Raw genomic sequence first — 18,160 nt, 5'->3', positions numbered from 1 at the left:
TTAATGTTGAGAGAAAATTTGAGCACGAACATTTTTGAAAGTAGTGAGATAAATGAAACCAAAATATCAAGTCATCATTGAAGATATAAAAAGTAAAATTCTTTCCGGAGATTACACTGTTGGGGAGCAAATCCCAACTGAATTCACTTTGCAAGAAAAGTACAATGTTAGCCGACACACTGTTCGAAAAGCTATTTTAGAACTTTCAAATGAGGGATACTTAAGAAGTGAAAAGGGATCAGGTACTTATGTTAGTAACCAATTTCGGTCAAAATCCAACGGTAGTTCAACAAAAAAAACAATCGGTGTAATCACCACCTACATTTCTGATTACATATTCCCTTCCATTATTCGAGGAATTGAAGGGAGACTGAATGAAGATAGTTATTCGTTGCTATTAGCTAGTACAAATAATGACGTTGAGCAAGAAAAGAAAGCTTTGGAAATGATGCTTTCCTATGGCGTGGATGGTTTGATCGTTGAACCAACTAAGAGCAATCTTTATAATCCTAATATTGCATACTACCTTTCTTTCAAGGAGCAAGATGTCCCATTCATTATGATCAATGCTTATTATGAAGAATTGGACGTCCCTTACCTCTGCCTAGATGATGTGCAGTCTAGCTACATAGCAACTCAAGAACTAATTTCTAAAGGGCACACACAAATTGGTCTAATTGCAAAAACAGATGATTTACAGGGAAAGTATCGAATGAAAGGATATATCAAAGCGCTAGGAGAAGCCAGACTGCGCCTTCAACCAGATCATGTGTTTTCGTACAACACGGAGACCAAGCAGGACTTATCCACTAAATTGAAAGAATTTCTAAATAAAAACAAAAACGAATTGACTGCAATTGTTTGCTATAACGACGAAGTAGGGTTGGAAGTTGCAAATGTATGCAGACAACTTGATATTCCTATTCCAGACAAATTATCAATAATTGGTCAAGACAACTCCTATATTGCAAAAAATGCGAATATCAAACTGACAACATTAACACATCCTCAAGAACAAATGGGACGCGATGCAGCTGATTGGATCATCAAGAAACTACAAGGCAAAAAAGATTTACCCAACGAAACTACTTACCAACCAGTACTAGTTGAAGGCGAAACAGTTAAAGATATAAGATAAAAAAACACAGGAACCGTCCCTACGGTTCCAAGATTTGGCGGGACACTGTACCTGTCCCTCCGTCCCACAATTCTCCAAATATGGTAAAATAGGAAAAAACTAATAGTTGTGGAGTTGATGGAATGACTGGAGCCATTGTTGAGATTGCTAATTTACAAAAAAGGTATGGCAATAAGTCGGTTCTGCAAGGGGTTTCCTTAACAGTAAATAAGGGCGAAATCATCGGGTATATCGGTCCAAACGGGGCGGGAAAAAGCACGACCGTAAAAATTATACTAGGAATTGAAGAATACTTTCAGGGTGAAGTAAGGATTTTCGGTCAAAGTATTTTAGACGGCAATATGGAATATAAACGGAAGATTGGGTATGTGCCAGAAATTGCCGATGTCTATGACAGTCTAACCGGGCAAGAGTACCTCACTTTTATTGGTGAATTATATGGTCTCGACTATGATTTAGCTGACTATAAAGCTAAAAACCTAATGGATCTGTTTGGAATTGGTGAGGTGTATCATTCTCGAATTGCTTCTTATTCAAAAGGAATGCGACAAAAGCTCCTGATTATTTCAAGCTTATTACATAATCCAGAACTTCTCTTTTTCGATGAACCGATAAACGGACTTGATGCAAACAGTGTAATGGTTTTCAAAGAGATTATGGCGCAGCTGGCACAGCAGGGAAAAACCATTTTTTATTCTTCACATATCATGGATGTTGTTGAAAAAATAAGCAGCCGAATCATCCTTCTCCATGATGGGAAAATTGTGGCTGATGGAACCTTTGAGGAATTAAAGGTACAAAATAAGGAAGGGTCTTTAGAAGGGATTTTCAACCAATTGACCGGATTCAACGAGCATACAGAACTTGCATCACGTTTTGTATCGATAGTTGGTGAGGTGTGATATGCAGGACTTTCCTTCTTTAAAGCTACTGGATCGTTTTGAAAAAGGCTTTACTAGATTTGGGATTGATTATCGAACGATGCGAAAAATTCTCCAGGCGAAACTCGTGATGGACCGACGACGTGTCCCGACCATTTTCTCACAAAATAATAAAAAGGAGAAAAAAGATAAAAATCATTATCTGTTATCCTTGTGGATTTATGTTTTGTTCGGGTTCTTTTTAATTCCTTTTACCATTATGGGGGAAAATTATGTTTTTCAGATGAGCCTTGTTTTTGGTTTGATTACCTTTTTCTTAATGACCTCCATGATTTCTGATTTTTCGTCAGTGCTCCTTGATATTCGCGACAGAAATATTCTCTACCCTAAGCCAATTGATCGAAAGACAATCAGCGCGGCGAAACTCACTCATATCTTGATTTATCTATCTTTGATGACGATTGCCTTAGCAGGCCCTTCAGTCGTTGCAGGTCTTTTTAAACATGGCATTGTGTTTTTTCTTATTGCGCTTTTTAATGTCATTTTAATAGATTTATTGATTATTGCCTTGACGGCGTTAATATATTTTATCATTCTTCAATTTTTTGATGGAGAAAAACTCAAAGATCTTATTAATTATGTGCAAATTGGCTTGTCCTTTTCGATTATGATTGGCTACCAGCTTCTTATTAGGTCCTTTGAAATCGTCGACCTTTCGATTAGCCTTGAACCAGCATGGTGGCACGTCTTTATTTTTCCTATTTGGTACGGTGTTATTATGGAACTGGGCTTGAACGGTGGTTCGCAACCATTTTATTTCTTACTAGCAGGACTAGGTATACTTGTTCCATTTGTTTCGATTTGGATCTACGCTAAGCTAACTCCTACTTTTGAGAGAAATCTTCAAAAGCTTTCTCAACATAATAAAGGAAGGATGAAAAAACAACTTAAGCTGGCGGAAGCGTTTAGAAAATTAATTTGTCCTACAAAAGAGGAGAGAGTTTTCTATCATTTTTCGAGTCTCATGCTTAAAAATGAAAGAGAGTTTAAGTTAAAAGTTTATCCTTCTTTAGGATTTTCGATTGTGATTCCTTTTATTTTTTTATTCACATTTATGGATGATTTCAGTTGGGAGTCTTTTAACCTTCTTAGAGAAGGCAAATCTTATTTGAATATCTATTTTAGCTTGTTGATGATGCCCACCGTCCTCATTACACTTAAGTACTCAGGAGCACATAAAGGAGCTTGGATCTACAAACTCACACCATTAAAAAACCTAAAACCCGTTTTTAGTGGAACGATAAAGGCTTTTATTGTAAATCTATATGTACCCATTTTTTTCATACTCTGTATCGTGTATATTCCTATTTATGGTGTAAGAATTATTCCTGACCTGATACTTGTCTTTGTTAGTGCGGTGATCTATGCAGTTATTTGTTTTGCTATTTTGGAAAAGTCTCTCCCTTTTTCAAGGTCGTTTGAAACTTATAGTTCGGGCAATGGAGTTATTATTTTTATGCTGATGTTAGTAGCTGGTGTCTTTGCAGGTCTACATATCATCAGTATGCTTTTCCCATATGGACTCTATATTTATCTTGTCCTAGCGGTACTAATTTTGACTTTACTCTGGAGAAAAGTTTTCAATGTTTCGTGGGAAAAAGTGGAGTAATGATTCACCAACCCAACATTTAGTTATCATTAAAGATAAATTGTATTTGAGGATAATAAGAATACTACAAAGCAGAGGGAATTAGCCTCTGCTTTAATTTTTATCAGTTGTAAACCGAAGAGCAAACTTAAAAATATCCCTCTTCTTTAATTTTTATAGTCCTATTTGGTCAGCTGCATATGTCGCATCCTCTTGGCTGTGCCCTTCAAACATTAATTGGTCAATTAAACCTTGCCTTGACATTGGCATTGTGTCATTGTAATTTTTGGCATGCTTCACCGCTTGTTCTCTCCAATCTACGTCAATATGATCAACTGCATAAGTGGCATCCTCTGTGGAATATCCTTCATATTCTAATTGTTCTATGAGACCTGTCTTTGAGAATGGCATTGTTGAAATATAGTTTTCGGCATGACGAATTGCATTTTGTTGTGAAACTGTTAATTGAGGTTCTTCTTTCACTTCTTCTTTAGGTTGTTCCGGTTCTTCTTTTACTGGTTCTTCTTCCTTTTCAACATCAGGTACTGCTTCCTTTTCTGTCGGTTCTTCTTGCTCAACTTCGTCATTTTCTTCTGTTTCTGTTATTGGGGATTCTGCTTGGTCAGTTTCAGATGAATCACCGCCTAATGATAGGGCAGCAATAAACAATACAAAACATACACCTGTTATAATAAAGTTCCTCTTAGTATTCTTAGACTTCCTTATTGCCCCAACAATACCTAAGATAAGAAATATAATCATTCCTACAAAACTGATTAAGCCGATAAACATAGCCAATGCAATCATCTCCTTTGTATAGTTTATTTTCTAAAAAAGTGGAACACTTATGGATTCCTTGACTTATTACAGTGGATACCCCTCCTGCACTAGAATCTTCCTTTTTAATTCGAAATATTCACTTTTCACGATCAGGAGAACTCAATACCGTTATTATTAGGAACTTTTTCATAATTAATCACTCCTATAAATGAATTGTTCCCAAAGGAAAAAACGCTTAGAAAAATTCTAAACGTTTGTTTGCTGGCTATTTCCTATTTTTAACTCGAATCCGTTACTTTTCGATATGAGGAGAGGATTATTGGATTGACTTTCTCTTTTTCAGATATAGTAGAATGAATATAAGGACAATAGCGGCTACAATTAAAAATAAGGGAACGTTTAGCTTATCATTTTGTTCGACATTTGTTATTTCGAATGTTTTTGTCGGATTTTCGTTTAAAAACTCTTCGAAAAAAGTCCTTCTTTCATCATCCCGCTCATCAACTTTTCCGTCAATCACTTCTATCATGCCATTCGGTCCACCTACCGGAAGAAGTAATTTACCGTTCTCGTTTTCTTCTAAAAACAAAAGAAAAGCGCCACCCATATCTTGGAATTCCTCTGCCCAACCTACATCATAAGGATCAATACCTACCGTTAACGGACTCACCGCGTTTCGGCTTGCTGGAAAAGTCATACTGCCCCATCACAATTACTTCTGCACGTTCGAGTACCTCTTGTAGCTCTAATTCCGCCCAGCTTGTGGCCGAAACGCTAGTTACTACTAAAAATAAAAATGAACAGGCTAACAGAACGACGCGAGCTAAAATACGCATGGAGCACCCCTTTTTTATTTTTAGACGTAATTTCATTTTAATATGTTTCATTTATCCGATTTAAAACAAAACCACCAAATGGAACCACAGGAACCGTCCCTTTGGTCACTTTGTGAAAAAGTTCACAAAGTTTTAAAACTCTTTTCATTTTTTTCTTAAAATGAATGCTATGCTGATATTGTATTTGAGAATCTACTATTCTATTTTGAAAGGTTGAGGATCATGAAAGCTCTTAGATGGTACAAGGCAAAAGATTTACGTTTAGAAAAAATTGCAGAACCAACAGCAAAAAAAGGAGAGGTAAAACTCAAAGTAGAGTGGTGTGGAATCTGTGGAAGTGATTTACACGAATATACAGTTGGACCTATCTTTATTCCGGCTGAAACACCACATCCGCTTACAGGGGATAAAGCACCAATTGTAATGGGACACGAGTTCTCAGGCCAAGTTGTTGAAATTGGTGAAGGTGTAACTAGAGTCCAGGTTGGTGACCGTGTTGCAGTTGAGCCAATCTATTCTTGTGGGGAATGTGAAGCTTGTAAACAAGGGAAATATAACCTTTGCGATAAAATGGGATTCTATGGTCTCTCTGGAGGCGGGGGCGGATTTTCTGAATTCGCTTCGGTTCCTGAGCATATGTTACATAAGCTACCTGAAACAGTATCCTATGAACAAGGAGCACTTGTTGAACCAGCAGCTGTTGCCCTTCATGCGGTGAAACAAAGCAAGCTACAGGTTGGTGATAAAGCTGCAGTATTTGGAACAGGTCCAATCGGTTTATTAGTGATCGAGGCTCTCAAGGCTGCTGGCGCAACCGAAATCTATGCAGTCGAGCTTTCGGAGCAACGAAGACAAAAAGCTGAAGAACTAGGGGCAATTGGCATAAATCCACATAACGGTGATGTCGTAGAGCAAATTCAACAACTTTCAAGTGGCGGAGTCGATGTAGCTTATGAAGTTACAGGTGTGCCACCTGTCTTAGTCCAAGCCATCAACTCTACAAAATTCAACGGTGAAACCATGATTGTCAGCATTTTTGAAACAGAGGCTTCTATCCATCCCCAAAATATCGTGATGAAAGAGCGTACAGTAACAGGCATTATCGGATATCGAGATGTATTCCCAGCCGTTATTAGCCTAATGGCAAAAGGATATTTTCCAGCTGAAAAACTAGTAACAAAACGTATAACACTTGATGATGTCGTCACTGAAGGATTCGAAGGTCTTCTTAAAGAAAGAAATCACATTAAAATCCTAGTGAAAGCTGAATAAGTTGTGATGAATGAGCCAATAGATCATGGACCAATGACTATTGGCTCAGTCTTTTAGACCTTATAAAGCTTCCAACATGTTTCGCTTCCTTTCATCCCTCTCTTTTATAGAGTATGATAGGCTTAGGAGTTATGAGTGAACTGATGAAGAGCGCCCGTGTACAATGCAGTTGAACGGAGCCACAGGAACCGTCCCTGTGGCTCCTTTGTTACCTAATTTTCATTCAAAAAGGCTTTGACCATTTCATTAAATTTTTCATTATGCTCCCAAAACATCATATGTCCTCCAAGGACCTTCACTTGAGATTCGGGAGTCAGTTGGTTTGTGGACCTTTTGGCAATATCAGCCCAGTGCTCTGCGACAATCGTTAAAGTAGGGACAGCTTTACTTGCCTTTTTTGCTTCCTCACGATAATCAGAAAACATACCTGATGCAAACAAATTACCTGCGATGTAATATGGCGTTTTTAATGATTGCTCTACTAGCCAGGTTAATTCTTCTCTCTCAAGTTCTCTTTGCACCATGACTTGAGTAATATAGCTGGTTATGAACTCACGATGTCCTGCTGGATTTCGTAAATAAGCATTGTAAATGCCTGCAATATCATCTAGCTTTCCTTCGACCCAGTCATCATTGACAGATAAGGATTTGGGTGGCATATCAACAAGTACTAAGGATTTAATACGATCAAAGCCATTCTGCTTCACGTACTCCCAAACTGTAAAACACCCAAATGACCAACCAACAAGAGTTGCATTTTTTACCTCTAACGTGTGGAGAACAGAAGCTAAATCAGAACCGTGTGTGACATAATCATTTCCATGAAGAGTGATAGTCGATCTTCCGTGACTTCTTGGATCAATCACGATGACTCTGTTCGTTTTTGAAAAATAGTCTATTTGCTTTGAAAAAACCTCAGCTGTAAATGTAAAACCCGGGATGAAAACAATAGGCTCCCCTTCCCCTACATCTTGAACGAATAATTCTACCCCTGAATCAACTTCAATATATTTTCCTTCGATAAAACTCATCATCGCTCCCCCTTCATTTGGCTTTTACACACTATATTCAACATGTTGGTACTGCATTCCTCCTAACTTAAGTCAAAAAAGCCTCCATTGATTTCGAAGGCTTATCTTAACTTTTTCACTACTATATAATTGAAAGTAAGAAGTTTTCTAGATTTACTTTTTCTGTCCGGTTAACCTATCCAGGGTTTTTTGAAGATCGTCCAGTGGAACGTCAATAATTTCTCCTAAGCCTCCTGTATCATCACTATAGGCCTGTTTTATTTCCGGGTCTTGAATGAGCGATGCAATCTTTTTATAGGTTTTATTTTCCGTGTCCTCAGATCGTACCGCAAATACATTCGCATATGGTAATCCATCCATACTAAGTGGATCATTTTCATACAAAATATTCTCCATATCAATTCCTGCCCTACCAGCTATACTAATATATATCGCTGCAAGTGCAACATCTTGCAAGGTTCGTGGTGTTTGCTGAGCATCCATCTCATTCATTTTTAATTGTTTTGGATTTTTTGTAATATCTTCTGGCGTTCCAAAAATACCAACCCCATCCTTCAATTCAATCAAACCTGCTGATTCAAGCAGCTTTAAATCTAGCCCCATATTGGCGGGGTCATTAGAAATGGCAACACTTGCACCATTTGGTATTTCAGAAATTTTATCGTATTTTTCAGAGAATAGCGCTTTAGGTCCAATAAATGTAGAGCCTATCGGGACAAGATTCGCACCTCTTTGTACATTATATTGACTCAAAAATGCCAAATGCTGAAAGGCATTCATATCGATTTCACCGTTGACTAAAGCATCATTCGGCAATTGCCAATCTACTATCTCTACTATTTCTATATCAATTCCTTCTGCCTTTGCTTTTTCTTTCAATAAGTCCCAAACGGGTCCATCCGTGCTAGAAACACCTATCTTGACTGCATTACTATCTTTATTTCCACCTGAAGAGATATTTGTTCCACAAGCTGTAATGATATTCAAAGCAATAATCATATAAAATAAAAAGTATAATCGTTTTTTCATGCCTTTCATCCCCTTTCAATGTCCCTTTTATCGTCGTAAAAAAAATCGCGATAGAAAATTCCCAACGAATTGTGCCCCCTGGGCTAATATAATTAAAATAACAATCGTGACCACCATAACTGTGGTATCAAACCGCTGGTATCCATAACTCATAGCAATTGCCCCTAATCCACCTCCACCAACAGTTCCCGCCATAGCCGAAAAGTCAATTAGGGCAACTGTAATAAACGTAAGTCCCAAAATAAGAGGACCTAAAGCTTCCGGTATCAGGACGGTGAAGACAATTTTCGTTGGACTAGCCCCCATTGCCTGCGCCGCTTCAATGACCCCAGGATCTATCGAAACAAGATTGTTTTCAACAACCCGCGCGATTGCGAATGATGCAGCAATACTCATTGGAAATACCGCAGCAGCGGTTCCAACCGTTGTCCCTACTAAAGCACGCGTCATTGGACTAACGGCCACAAGTAAAATAATAAATGGAATAGGCCTAATTACGTTAACTAATATATTTAAGATCGTAAAAACAATTTTGTTTTCTAAAATATTCCCTTCTCGTGTAACAAAGAATAATAGTCCAACAGCAAGCCCAACGATACTTGCGATAACCAAAGTAAGGAGCACCATCGAAATGGTTTCACCCAGAGCTACTACTATTTTTGGCCAAAATGTGGTCCAATCAACCTTCATTGACTAGCACCTCACTCACTTCTACTATTTCTTTTAGCTCAGCTACCGCTTTTTTTACAACCGAATCTAATCCTATTAGTTCTACAATGAGATTACCAAACAGTTGATCCTGAATTTCATGAATGCTACCATACATAATATTAAAATCCAGATTGTATTTTTTGGATATTTGAGAGATAACTGGTCTACTTGATACATTTCCCGTAAATATTAATCGATAGAAATTTCCAGTATGTTCTTTTTGCAGCTGTTCATACAATCTATGAGAAAGTTGGTCATTCAAAATAGAACTAATGAAGGTTTTAGTCATTCTTGATTTTGGATTTGAAAAGAGGTCGTATACATTACCTTGCTCAATCACCTTTCCCCCCTCCATTACAGCAACTCGGCTACAGATACTTCGAATCACATGCATTTCATGTGTAATTAACAAAATTGTGATATTATACTCCTTATTTACCTTTCTTAATAAATTCAGGATTTCTTCGGTTGTTTCTGGATCCAATGCAGAGGTTGCTTCATCACATATTAAAATATCAGGCGATGTTGCAAGTGCTCTTGCAATCCCTACTCGTTGTTTTTGGCCACCTGATAATTGCTCTGGATATTTAGCGGCTTTGTCCTCCAACCCAACAAATTGCAGTAGTTCTTTCACCCGCCTGTCTCTTTCAGCCTTTGGGACCTTTGCTAGCTTTAAAGGATAAGCAATATTACCTTCAACATTTCGCGAAGATAACAGATTAAAAGACTGAAAAACCATCCCGATTCGACTTCTCAGTTTCCTTAAATCTGTTTTGGAAATAGTACTGATTTCTTTATCATTGATAATGATCCTTCCAGAGGTTGGGCGTTCTAATAAATTCACCATTCTAAGCAATGTGCTTTTCCCGGCACCACTAAAACCTATAATTCCAAAGATTTCTCCTTTATGGATTGTTAAAGAGACATCTTTGACAGCTTGAACCTTCCTCTCGGCCGTTCCGAAAACTTTATTTACTTTATCAAACTTTATCAATGGTACTCCCCCTTTATCTAAAAAAGACATCTACCCTCTGATAATTTTTCTAATTATCAGCATGATAGATGCCTTTAGTCGTCTAATCGGCAATTGTTTCAAATGATACTTCTTGGCAGAAAAATGAACATTCCTAGATGTTTGTTATGTTGTTGCTAAAATACTTAGTTTTCCGTACTGTTTTCCGGGATGGTGTTCTGATAGCTGGCTTCCCTTGCCAAATAGACTATCCCTTAATGTTCCACCTTCATATTCCTTTCGAACTAGACCTCTTTCTTGTAATATGGGCACAACAAGTTCGATGAAATCTTTAAAGGTACCAGGAGTAATCGCATAGGCAATGTTAAATCCATCAATTCCTGTCTCTTCCACCCAACTCTCCAAATCATCTGCAACTTGTTCTGGGCTTCCAACAGTAACAGGTCCCATTCCGCCAATTCCCGTATAATTTTTGATTTCATTTACAGTCCATTTTTTATCCGGGTCAATCTTTGTAAGGTTTTCAACTGCAGAATGAATCGCCTCATTTTTTACAAAACGAAGATTTTCATCTGGAGCATATTCTGAAAAGTCAATTCCAGTCCATCCCCCAAGTAGTGCTAGTGCACCTTCATAACTTATATATTTTTTATACTCATTGTATTTTTCAAAAGCTTCTTCTTCCGTTCTGCCAACTATCGGAGTAATCATGGTCAGTATTTTAATTTCCTCAGGTGATCTACCTGCCTTTTTAGCTTCTTCACGTAACTTCTTAACTGACTGCTTCGCCACGTATCTTGTAGGTGCTCCGATAAAGATGAGCTCTGCATTTTTACCAGCAAAAGCGCGCCCCTTTGTTGAAGTTCCAGCCTGATAGAGTACCGGCGTTCTTTGTGGAGAAGGTTCACACAGATGTGCACCTGGAACTTTAAAATATTTACCTTCATGGTTGATATCATGAACCTTACTCGGGTCAGCGAAAATCCGATTCTCTTTATCTGCTAATACGGCATCATCCTCCCAGCTGCCTTCCCATAATTTATAGCAAACTTGTAAATATTCCTCGGCAATATCGTAGCGCTCATCATGTTTAATTTGGTCTTCCAATCCCATATTCACCGCGGCGCTTTTTAAATAAGAAGTGACAATATTCCAGCCGACACGCCCTTTTGTTATATGATCCAGTGTCGACATTCTGCGAGCAAATGTATAAGGATGCTCATGTGTAACAGATGCCGTGACTCCAAATCCTAAATGCTTTGTCACTGCTGACATTAATGGCACTACTAGTGATGGGTCGTTAACAGGGGTTTGGGTCCCTTGACGGATAGCAGCATCTCGAGAGCCTTGGTATACATCATATGGACCTAATACATCTGCTAGAAAAATAGCATCGAATCTACCTTTTTCTAAAAGCTTCGCTAGTTCTATCCAATACTCGCTATCTTTATAGCGATGGGATTGATCCTCAGGATGTGTCCATAGTCCTGGAGATTGATGCCCCACACAGTTCATATCAAATGCATTTAAATAAATTCTTTTCTTTGTCATTTTTGTTAGCTCCTTTTAAAATTAATTTTTTATGGCAAAATCTTTACTCTGATTAACTGATTCAATAAAGTAGTACAGCTCCTTTTTCAATCTTTCTAAAACATTTACATCGATAATGGGATTGACCGCTTGTGTTTTATCAATTTGACAATCTTGGAAGTACACCCCCTGTAAGCTTTGCCCCTTTAATGCAGCCAATAAAGGTTTGAGACTAAAGTCAATCGCAAGGAGATGTGCTGGGCTTCCGCCTGTCATAATTGGTAAAACGGTTTTTCTTGCTAACACATCTTGTGGAAGTAAATCTAGCACAGCCTTCAGAACTCCTGTGTACGCAGCCTTGTAAACGGGGGATCCTACAATCACACCTTCTGCCCCTTGGATTAGTGAAGTGAGCTCCTTAAGGGCTGGACTATCAAACTTCAGATTGAATATGTCATCAGAAGGAATATCTCTCACGGATACATGTGTGATTGAAAAACCTTCATGTTTAAGCTTTTTTCCTACAAACTGTAGAACCAAATCCGTTCTAGAACTTTCTGAAGGACTTCCTGATAAAATAACGATTTCACTCATCTTAATCATCCTTTCGCATTTTTATTGAAATCATTTCTTATGAGTTTTGGAACATCAACCTCCCCCTTCCACTGAAAAAAGGAATAGAAAAAGGCATCTTTATCCAAAACGTCAAAAGTGGACGCTTTGAAAATAAAGATGCCTTTAGTCGTCTAATCGGCTTATTATTTTTTCGTTGTTTGGTTTTGGATTGATTTTTGTAGGGAAAAACGCTTTTTTTCCGTCGCATCAATTTGGGTGATTTCTCCATTGTGGACGGTAATCACAACAGATCCAAATTCCAGGTTCTCCAAGGTTGATAAAATATGGTTCACTTTGGATTCATCAAGTTTTGCCATGTCACTCCTCCTTGTAAAAGATGTGTATTAAGCCATTGCCGCTGGTTTACCAGTAAGACAATTGTTCATTTTGCCAAAATAAAAACCCTCTTCTAACAAGAAGAGGGCATACATGCATAGTTCAAATACACTCTTCTTATCTTTCAAGCTTAGCGCTTGCTGGAATTGGCACAGTACAAAATGTCTGTTGCCGAGGTATCGTCGGGCCAGTCCCTCCACCTCTCTGGATAAGAATCAATTCGTAATTAAGTTGTTGTTTGTTGATATAAAATTACACGGAATTTTACTATCTGTCAATCACTTTATCCAAAAATTTTTAAAAGAGGAAACTTTTAGTTACTTAGTCTTAGTTGCGAGTGTGAGTTTGGGTATTTCTGAATACTATTTTTTTAATCCCGAAACATCCGCGCGAGCTCATCCATTTCTTCAACTGACAATATTTTCTCTGCTAATGGAAACAACATATTTTCTTCCTTTGCAAAGTGCTGTGTTAAGGTTGCATAAGCTTGTACTGCGTAAACTGTAATGGTTTGCGCATGGTATTCATCCATTTTTTCTCTCACTGCAGCAGTCTCATTTAAAAAATCCTGTAGATGCTGTTCTGCCTTCTGATGCTCATATTCCATCGTCTCGATGGTTGTGTCATTTTCTCCAAGGTGCTGATCTATTAACGGGAATAAGCCTTCATCCTCTCGCTTCGAATGGACGGATAGTTTGTCATTGAAAGCCGAGACCAATTCAAATAAATCCCAAAACAGTTCCAGCACTTCAGGGCCGGACTCAAACTCTATTTCTTCCGCAATTTCATAGAAACGATCCATGTCTGCCCGCAAAAACGTATGCTCATCTTTTAATTGTTGAAGTGGAGCACTTAATTCAATATTGGGGTCTCCTATTATCATATTAGCCATTATCCTCCTTCACTACAGTGCATGATGCCTTTTCTTATAGCATACGCTACATCAAAAAATAATTTAGTGACAGGAATCACGGCGGGACAGAGGGACAGGTACATTGTCCCAGGTGTCAGGCCTTATCTGTACCAGTCTAATATTTATTCAGTTCTTGTGCCGGCGTCTGAACGATAACAGGATTTTTTGCTGGATCCAACCATTTCAAAAGTTTGATCACATTTGCTTCCGATGTTGCAGTACACCCCAACGTATACCCACTGCCAACATGGAAGAATATCGCACTTCCTTTATAGGGAGTTCTCTCTGTATTGTAATTGATCACAAATCCATAGGTATATAGACGATGCATCATATCCTCTGCACTTTTCCACTGTCCTTGGGTTGCGCTTCTTGATTGCCAGGAGTTGTAAAGTGGGGATTCCGGATCATCGACCCATACATCATCATTTGTAATGTTTCGGAAAGATAATTTCGTTCCTGGATTACCTTTTTGACCAAAAGCAGTTCCGATCGTATATTTGCCTACCGGCGATTTACCATCGCCTTCTTTTTTGTTTGTTGTAAAGCCATTTTTTCCGATATAGCCAGTCGTGCTTAAAATCGGATTCCATTTTCCATTTGCATCCTTCTCAAACGCTTGAATCGTTGCCCGATTGGTATTGTATCCATTCGCCGTTACAAGAATAAGCTGTTTATTTCCATTAACCGTTTTTAATGTATCAGCAATATTCCCACTTATTTCAGGCTGTGTTACAGGTTTTGGAGCTGGGGCTGGTGGTGCTGCCACAACGCTTTTTTCAACAACAGGTTTCGAATCGGACAAATATTCACTATACACCCAGCCTGTTTTATCATTCATTTTCACTTTACTCCAAGAATCTGTAACCTCACTAACGAAAAGGGATTGGCCTTGCGTAACAGCCATAACAACTGGATAATTCGTACCTGCCCCGCTACGCACGTTTAAAGAACCTACGGTAACATATTTAGTGACGGGCTTTCCTAGAGTAGTAGAAGTCGCCTTCTCAGTCTTTTGTGTTTCAACTTTTATCTCATTTTCTTTTTGAATATCTTCGTGTAACGCTTCCTGCCTAACTGTCTTGTCCTCTTTCATTTCCTTATCTATTTCGCTTGCTATTGTAGCCTTCGTTATTGTTTCTTCTTTTAAAAAAGTTTCAACAGTATCGTCGCCACCTATATCAATTGTAACGGCAATTATGATTACAGCCATTATCAATGTTGTTAAAATTCCGACTAGCCATTTTTTCTTCTTCATGCTGAAAATATCCCCCTAATGAAAAACTGCTCAAATAATTATATTACGAAAATAAAACTAGAGGAATTGTAAATTTTACCCACATCAACCCACAAAAAAAAGAGACCCCGACTATACCGCAATTCAAGGTCTCAAATTCATCATTTATTGATTTGCTTTTTTTACCCATTCTGCAACAGTAACCGTACGTTTTGCTTGATGTTTTACTGCCGCTTGTACGTCTTCAATCATTTTTCCATCTTGACCGACTGTCACACTTGTTCCGTATGGATTTCCACCAGCTCCAAACAATACTGGATCAGTATAACCAGGTGCAGCAATAATCGCTCCCCAATGCATCATACTGGTGTATAACGAAAGGATTGTCGCTTCTTGTCCACCATGCGGATTTTGAGCAGACGTCATTGCACTTACAACTTTATTAATCGTTTTTCCACTAGCCCAAAGGCCACCTTGCGTATCAAGAAACTGCTTCATTTGTGAAGGCATGTTTCCAAAACGGGTAGGAACACTGAAGATAATGGCGTCTGCCCATTCAATATCTTCTGATGTGACCACTGGAACGTCCTTCGTTGCTTCAACTGTTGCTTTCCATACTTCATTTCCCTGGATGACAGACTCTGGAGCTAATTCCTGGACCTTTAATACTTTAACTTCCGCCCCTGCTTCTTTAGCTCCTTCTTCTGCCCATTTTGATAACTGATAATTTGTGCCGCCCATACTGTAAAAAATAACGGCTAATTTAACATTTGACAATTTTACATTCTCCTTTATCAATGATTTTTAAGTGGTAGAGTAAATCCCAATATCTTACCTAACCTATTATTTCTTATAATTTGTTTTATATGCGGGACAGAGGGACAGGTTCATTGTCCCAAAAGTTATTTGGTAAAAAGACTGGGACGCAGTACCTGTCCCTGTGTCCCCTGCATCTTTGCCTTTCTAACAGAAAAGAAAAGCCCCCCATCTGGGAGCCTTTTTCAAATTAAGTATAGTGAAACCTTTACTTTTCTTCTTGATCCACAGCCTCTTCAGCACCTTCGCCAGCCTTGTTGCCCAGTGCCCCACCAGCAATAGCACCCGCAACTGTACCTAGTGGTCCCAACACAGATCCCACCACTGCTCCTGCAGTTGCACCGGCACCCGTTCCAAGTGCCTCGCCAGTATTAATATCATCGCGATTTCGTTTGTTGTCAGCCAATTATCCCACCTCCTCGTGTAGGAAATGCCTTTTGAATCTCACACTTCCCTTAAACGATAGTTTGCTCAAAATAATCACATAATTACCGTATGTTTGTTTCCTCATTTGCCCAATTCGTCCAAAACATACCCTTCTGCTCTTACTCTATTCATGTAAAACCTCCTACACTTCAAGAAACAAACATGAAACAAAAATGTTTGTTGATTAATAAACAAAATTATAATATATTTGTTTTACTACAAACTTTTAATGGATGTGTTTAAACAATGGATATTTCAGATGGTTTTTGGAATGCAACGTTGGAAGAACTTAAACAGGGATATTTGGAAGAGTCAGATTCTTATACTTGTCTTTTATGCGGAGAGAAGATCGAAAAAGGAATCATTTACCCACATGAAGGATTTTTATATGAGGCAGAAAGGTATATGCGTGTTCATATTGAAGGTTCCCACCAATCCGTATTTGATTATTTAATTGGACTTGATAAAAAACTGACAGGGCTAACCGATCATCAAAATCAGTTGATTCGCCTTTTTTATCAGGGCAAAAGTGATAAAGATGTACAGTCTGAGATGGGTATAGGCAGCACTTCTACTATTAGGCACCATCGGTTTGCGTTGAAAGAGAAAGAACGTCAAGCAAAGACCTTTTTAGCCATAATGGAACTTTTAAAAGAGAAAGATCAGCATGCACCTGCCTTTGTTCCACCTCATAAAACAGCAACAATGCTTGATGATCGCTATGCCGTTACGGATGAGGAACAAAAAGAAATTATCAAAAAGTTTCTAACGGAAGGGAAAAATGGGAGGTTAAAGAAATTTCCCCCAAAAGAAAAACAAAGACTAATTATCCTTCGGGAAATCTCTGGGCGATTTGAAAAAGATATAATTTACACAGAAAAAGAAATCAATCAGATTTTAGAAGACATTTATGATGATTATGTCCTCATTCGAAGATACTTAATTAGTTATGGATTTTTAGGAAGAAAGACGGATGGAAGTCAATACTGGCTGAAAAAATAGCGGAACACAGCAGTAAGTGAATACTCGTAAAATACCCATTGAAAGGGAGAATATAAAATGGATCGCAAGAAAGAATTGAAACAACAATACAAAGAAACACCTATCGAGGCCGGTGTTTTTCAGATAAAAAACACGCAAACTGGAAAAGTATTTATCGGTAGCACCAGAAATTTTAAAACTTTAAACGGTTTAAAATTCAGTTTAGAGGCAGGCACAGCTTCACCTATGAACAAGGAACTACAAGAAGACTGGAAGCATTACGGAGCCAGTGCATTCAGTATTGATATTTTAGAAACACTAAAAAAGAAAGATGACCCCTATTTTAATGAAAAAGAAGCCTTATCAGAACTTGAGAATAAATGGATTAATCAGATTCAACCCTATGAAGAACGGGGATACAACAAGAAAAAGACCCGTTAATTATACTGGGTCAGTGGGACAGTGAACCTGTCCCACTAGCTTTGCATAATTGCATTTATTTTGATAAAAAGTAATATATTTACAGTTAGTTTTTTCGCTTGGGAGCTAAAACAACAATCATGGATAAAATTGTTGTTTGTTCCCATTTTTTGGTATTTACTTTACTTTATTTTCCTTTTAATACGTTTCTTTTTCTCACCAATTAGCGCAACACTTCCGTAGAATATTTCTTTCGTCGGTTTATCTGGAACCTTTTGTCTTCCTTTTGATGTCTTTACTGGTTTATATTCTAATGCAGAGATAAACTTTTCCCATGTTTTATCGAAATACACTCGAATATTTGTAAGAATAAACTTCTGGCTTTTCTTTGATTTGGTCTTTAGTTTAACAATGAGCGTTAAAATATAAGCGATCATCGCTATAAACATTTGGTTCCAAATTCCTTGCGGTTTTGTACTCCAGACTTTGACGAATCGTAGTGATTGCTTTATCCATTTAAAAAATAATTCAATAATCCACCGATTTTTATAAATTTCTGCAATCTCAGATGCGGATAAATCCCATCG

20 protein-coding genes and 1 riboswitch are annotated in these 18,160 nt (G+C 38.0%); of the genes, 6 read left to right on the top strand and 14 right to left on the bottom strand.

Annotation, left to right across the window (positions count from 1 at the left end; genetic code table 11):
* The first annotated feature begins 52 nt into the window (after window positions 1-52).
* From E1I69_RS10825 to E1I69_RS10815, 3 genes are all read left to right on the top strand, one after another.
* Window positions 53-1,138, top strand: a complete 1,086-nt coding sequence (locus E1I69_RS10825) for a GntR family transcriptional regulator (protein ID WP_136379629.1) — start codon at window positions 53-55, stop codon at window positions 1,136-1,138.
* A 122-nt stretch (window positions 1,139-1,260) separates the two neighbouring features.
* The gene (locus E1I69_RS10820; RefSeq protein ID WP_136379628.1) at window positions 1,261-2,040 is read left to right on the top strand and encodes an ABC transporter ATP-binding protein; all 780 of its coding nucleotides are present in this window, start codon (window positions 1,261-1,263) and stop codon (window positions 2,038-2,040) included.
* A gap of 1 nt (window position 2,041) precedes the next feature.
* A complete protein-coding gene (locus E1I69_RS10815; protein WP_136379627.1) occupies window positions 2,042-3,688 on the top strand; it encodes a hypothetical protein in 1,647 nt (548 codons plus the stop codon).
* Window positions 3,689-3,841: 153 nt separating this feature from the next.
* Here E1I69_RS10815 and E1I69_RS10810 read toward each other — a convergent pair whose 3' ends face one another.
* Entirely contained in the window at window positions 3,842-4,459 is a 618-nt protein-coding gene (locus E1I69_RS10810) for an Ltp family lipoprotein (protein ID WP_242634579.1), read from the bottom strand.
* Between the two features lie 304 nt (window positions 4,460-4,763).
* Window positions 4,764-5,144 carry a hypothetical protein gene (locus E1I69_RS10805; RefSeq protein WP_136379625.1) on the bottom strand — a complete coding sequence of 127 codons (381 nt, stop codon included), beginning with the start codon at window positions 5,142-5,144 and terminating at the stop codon, window positions 4,764-4,766.
* A gap of 361 nt (window positions 5,145-5,505) precedes the next feature.
* On the opposite strand from E1I69_RS10805, the gene E1I69_RS10800 reads away from it, so the two are divergent.
* Complete coding sequence (locus tag E1I69_RS10800) at window positions 5,506-6,555, top strand: 2,3-butanediol dehydrogenase (protein ID WP_136379624.1); 1,050 nt, start codon at window positions 5,506-5,508, stop codon at window positions 6,553-6,555.
* A gap of 212 nt (window positions 6,556-6,767) precedes the next feature.
* Here E1I69_RS10800 and E1I69_RS10795 read toward each other — a convergent pair whose 3' ends face one another.
* The 11 genes from E1I69_RS10795 to E1I69_RS10745 form a co-directional block, all read right to left on the bottom strand.
* Window positions 6,768-7,586: an alpha/beta fold hydrolase gene (locus E1I69_RS10795; RefSeq protein ID WP_136379623.1), complete on the bottom strand. Its 819-nt coding sequence runs from the start codon at window positions 7,584-7,586 to the stop codon at window positions 6,768-6,770.
* Between the two features lie 153 nt (window positions 7,587-7,739).
* On the bottom strand, window positions 7,740-8,615 hold the full coding sequence (locus E1I69_RS10790; RefSeq protein WP_136379622.1) for a MetQ/NlpA family ABC transporter substrate-binding protein: 876 nt from the start codon (window positions 8,613-8,615) through the stop codon (window positions 7,740-7,742).
* A 27-nt stretch (window positions 8,616-8,642) separates the two neighbouring features.
* Complete coding sequence (locus tag E1I69_RS10785) at window positions 8,643-9,305, bottom strand: methionine ABC transporter permease (protein WP_136379621.1); 663 nt, start codon at window positions 9,303-9,305, stop codon at window positions 8,643-8,645.
* The gene (locus tag E1I69_RS10780) at window positions 9,295-10,320 is read right to left on the bottom strand and encodes a methionine ABC transporter ATP-binding protein (RefSeq protein WP_136379620.1); all 1,026 of its coding nucleotides are present in this window, start codon (window positions 10,318-10,320) and stop codon (window positions 9,295-9,297) included. Before E1I69_RS10780 ends, E1I69_RS10785 begins: the two co-directional genes overlap by 11 nt.
* 144 nt (window positions 10,321-10,464) lie before the next feature.
* Entirely contained in the window at window positions 10,465-11,850 is a 1,386-nt protein-coding gene (locus E1I69_RS10775; protein ID WP_136379619.1) for an LLM class flavin-dependent oxidoreductase, read from the bottom strand.
* Window positions 11,851-11,871: 21 nt separating this feature from the next.
* A complete protein-coding gene (gene ssuE / locus E1I69_RS10770; RefSeq protein ID WP_136379618.1) occupies window positions 11,872-12,423 on the bottom strand; it encodes an NADPH-dependent FMN reductase in 552 nt (183 codons plus the stop codon).
* A gap of 164 nt (window positions 12,424-12,587) precedes the next feature.
* Complete coding sequence (locus E1I69_RS10765; RefSeq protein WP_136379617.1) at window positions 12,588-12,761, bottom strand: YezD family protein; 174 nt, start codon at window positions 12,759-12,761, stop codon at window positions 12,588-12,590.
* Between the two features lie 133 nt (window positions 12,762-12,894).
* Window positions 12,895-12,995, bottom strand: a riboswitch (SAM riboswitch).
* A gap of 155 nt (window positions 12,996-13,150) precedes the next feature.
* Entirely contained in the window at window positions 13,151-13,672 is a 522-nt protein-coding gene (locus E1I69_RS10760) for a hemerythrin domain-containing protein (RefSeq protein ID WP_136379616.1), read from the bottom strand.
* Window positions 13,673-13,808: 136 nt separating this feature from the next.
* Window positions 13,809-14,951, bottom strand: a complete 1,143-nt coding sequence (locus E1I69_RS10755; protein WP_242634577.1) for an SH3 domain-containing protein — start codon at window positions 14,949-14,951, stop codon at window positions 13,809-13,811.
* 144 nt (window positions 14,952-15,095) lie between these two features.
* Window positions 15,096-15,707, bottom strand: a complete 612-nt coding sequence (wrbA, locus tag E1I69_RS10750; protein WP_136379615.1) for an NAD(P)H:quinone oxidoreductase — start codon at window positions 15,705-15,707, stop codon at window positions 15,096-15,098.
* Between the two features lie 247 nt (window positions 15,708-15,954).
* A complete protein-coding gene (locus E1I69_RS10745; protein ID WP_136379614.1) occupies window positions 15,955-16,152 on the bottom strand; it encodes a hypothetical protein in 198 nt (65 codons plus the stop codon).
* A 266-nt stretch (window positions 16,153-16,418) separates the two neighbouring features.
* On the opposite strand from E1I69_RS10745, the gene E1I69_RS10740 reads away from it, so the two are divergent.
* Window positions 16,419-17,174 carry a DUF2087 domain-containing protein gene (locus tag E1I69_RS10740; RefSeq protein WP_136379613.1) on the top strand — a complete coding sequence of 252 codons (756 nt, stop codon included), beginning with the start codon at window positions 16,419-16,421 and terminating at the stop codon, window positions 17,172-17,174.
* A 57-nt stretch (window positions 17,175-17,231) separates the two neighbouring features.
* The gene (locus E1I69_RS10735; RefSeq protein ID WP_136379612.1) at window positions 17,232-17,594 is read left to right on the top strand and encodes a GIY-YIG nuclease family protein; all 363 of its coding nucleotides are present in this window, start codon (window positions 17,232-17,234) and stop codon (window positions 17,592-17,594) included.
* 161 nt (window positions 17,595-17,755) lie between these two features.
* Here E1I69_RS10735 and E1I69_RS10730 read toward each other — a convergent pair.
* Window positions 17,756-18,160, bottom strand: a 405-nt coding sequence (locus E1I69_RS10730) for a transposase (protein WP_136379611.1), incomplete at its 5' end; no start/stop codon positions are given.

Origin of the sequence: Bacillus timonensis (assembly GCF_004799755.1) — a bacterium.
Lineage (GTDB): Bacteria > Bacillota > Bacilli > Bacillales > Bacillaceae_L > Ferdinandcohnia > Ferdinandcohnia timonensis_A.
Note: the sequence above shows the minus strand (reverse complement) of the source record. Positions and strands in the feature narration are given on the sequence as shown.

What these genes read in the sequence shown, in the direction of transcription:
- E1I69_RS10825 (WP_136379629.1), top strand. Translation starts at nt 53, where the DNA reads ATGAAACCAAAATATCAAGTCATCATTGAAGATATAAAAAGTAAAATT.
- E1I69_RS10820 (WP_136379628.1), top strand. Translation starts at nt 1,261, where the DNA reads ATGACTGGAGCCATTGTTGAGATTGCTAATTTACAAAAAAGGTATGGC.
- E1I69_RS10815 (WP_136379627.1), top strand. Translation starts at nt 2,042, where the DNA reads ATGCAGGACTTTCCTTCTTTAAAGCTACTGGATCGTTTTGAAAAAGGC.
- E1I69_RS10810 (WP_242634579.1), bottom strand. Translation starts at nt 4,459, where the DNA reads ATGTTTATCGGCTTAATCAGTTTTGTAGGAATGATTATATTTCTTATC.
- E1I69_RS10805 (WP_136379625.1), bottom strand. Translation starts at nt 5,144, where the DNA reads ATGACTTTTCCAGCAAGCCGAAACGCGGTGAGTCCGTTAACGGTAGGT.
- E1I69_RS10800 (WP_136379624.1), top strand. Translation starts at nt 5,506, where the DNA reads ATGAAAGCTCTTAGATGGTACAAGGCAAAAGATTTACGTTTAGAAAAA.
- E1I69_RS10795 (WP_136379623.1), bottom strand. Translation starts at nt 7,586, where the DNA reads ATGAGTTTTATCGAAGGAAAATATATTGAAGTTGATTCAGGGGTAGAA.
- E1I69_RS10790 (WP_136379622.1), bottom strand. Translation starts at nt 8,615, where the DNA reads ATGAAAAAACGATTATACTTTTTATTTTATATGATTATTGCTTTGAAT.
- E1I69_RS10785 (WP_136379621.1), bottom strand. Translation starts at nt 9,305, where the DNA reads ATGAAGGTTGATTGGACCACATTTTGGCCAAAAATAGTAGTAGCTCTG.
- E1I69_RS10775 (WP_136379619.1), bottom strand. Translation starts at nt 11,850, where the DNA reads ATGACAAAGAAAAGAATTTATTTAAATGCATTTGATATGAACTGTGTG.
- ssuE (WP_136379618.1), bottom strand. Translation starts at nt 12,423, where the DNA reads ATGAGTGAAATCGTTATTTTATCAGGAAGTCCTTCAGAAAGTTCTAGA.
- E1I69_RS10765 (WP_136379617.1), bottom strand. Translation starts at nt 12,761, where the DNA reads ATGGCAAAACTTGATGAATCCAAAGTGAACCATATTTTATCAACCTTG.
- E1I69_RS10760 (WP_136379616.1), bottom strand. Translation starts at nt 13,672, where the DNA reads ATGGCTAATATGATAATAGGAGACCCCAATATTGAATTAAGTGCTCCA.
- E1I69_RS10755 (WP_242634577.1), bottom strand. Translation starts at nt 14,951, where the DNA reads ATGAAGAAGAAAAAATGGCTAGTCGGAATTTTAACAACATTGATAATG.
- E1I69_RS10740 (WP_136379613.1), top strand. Translation starts at nt 16,419, where the DNA reads ATGGATATTTCAGATGGTTTTTGGAATGCAACGTTGGAAGAACTTAAA.
- E1I69_RS10735 (WP_136379612.1), top strand. Translation starts at nt 17,232, where the DNA reads ATGGATCGCAAGAAAGAATTGAAACAACAATACAAAGAAACACCTATC.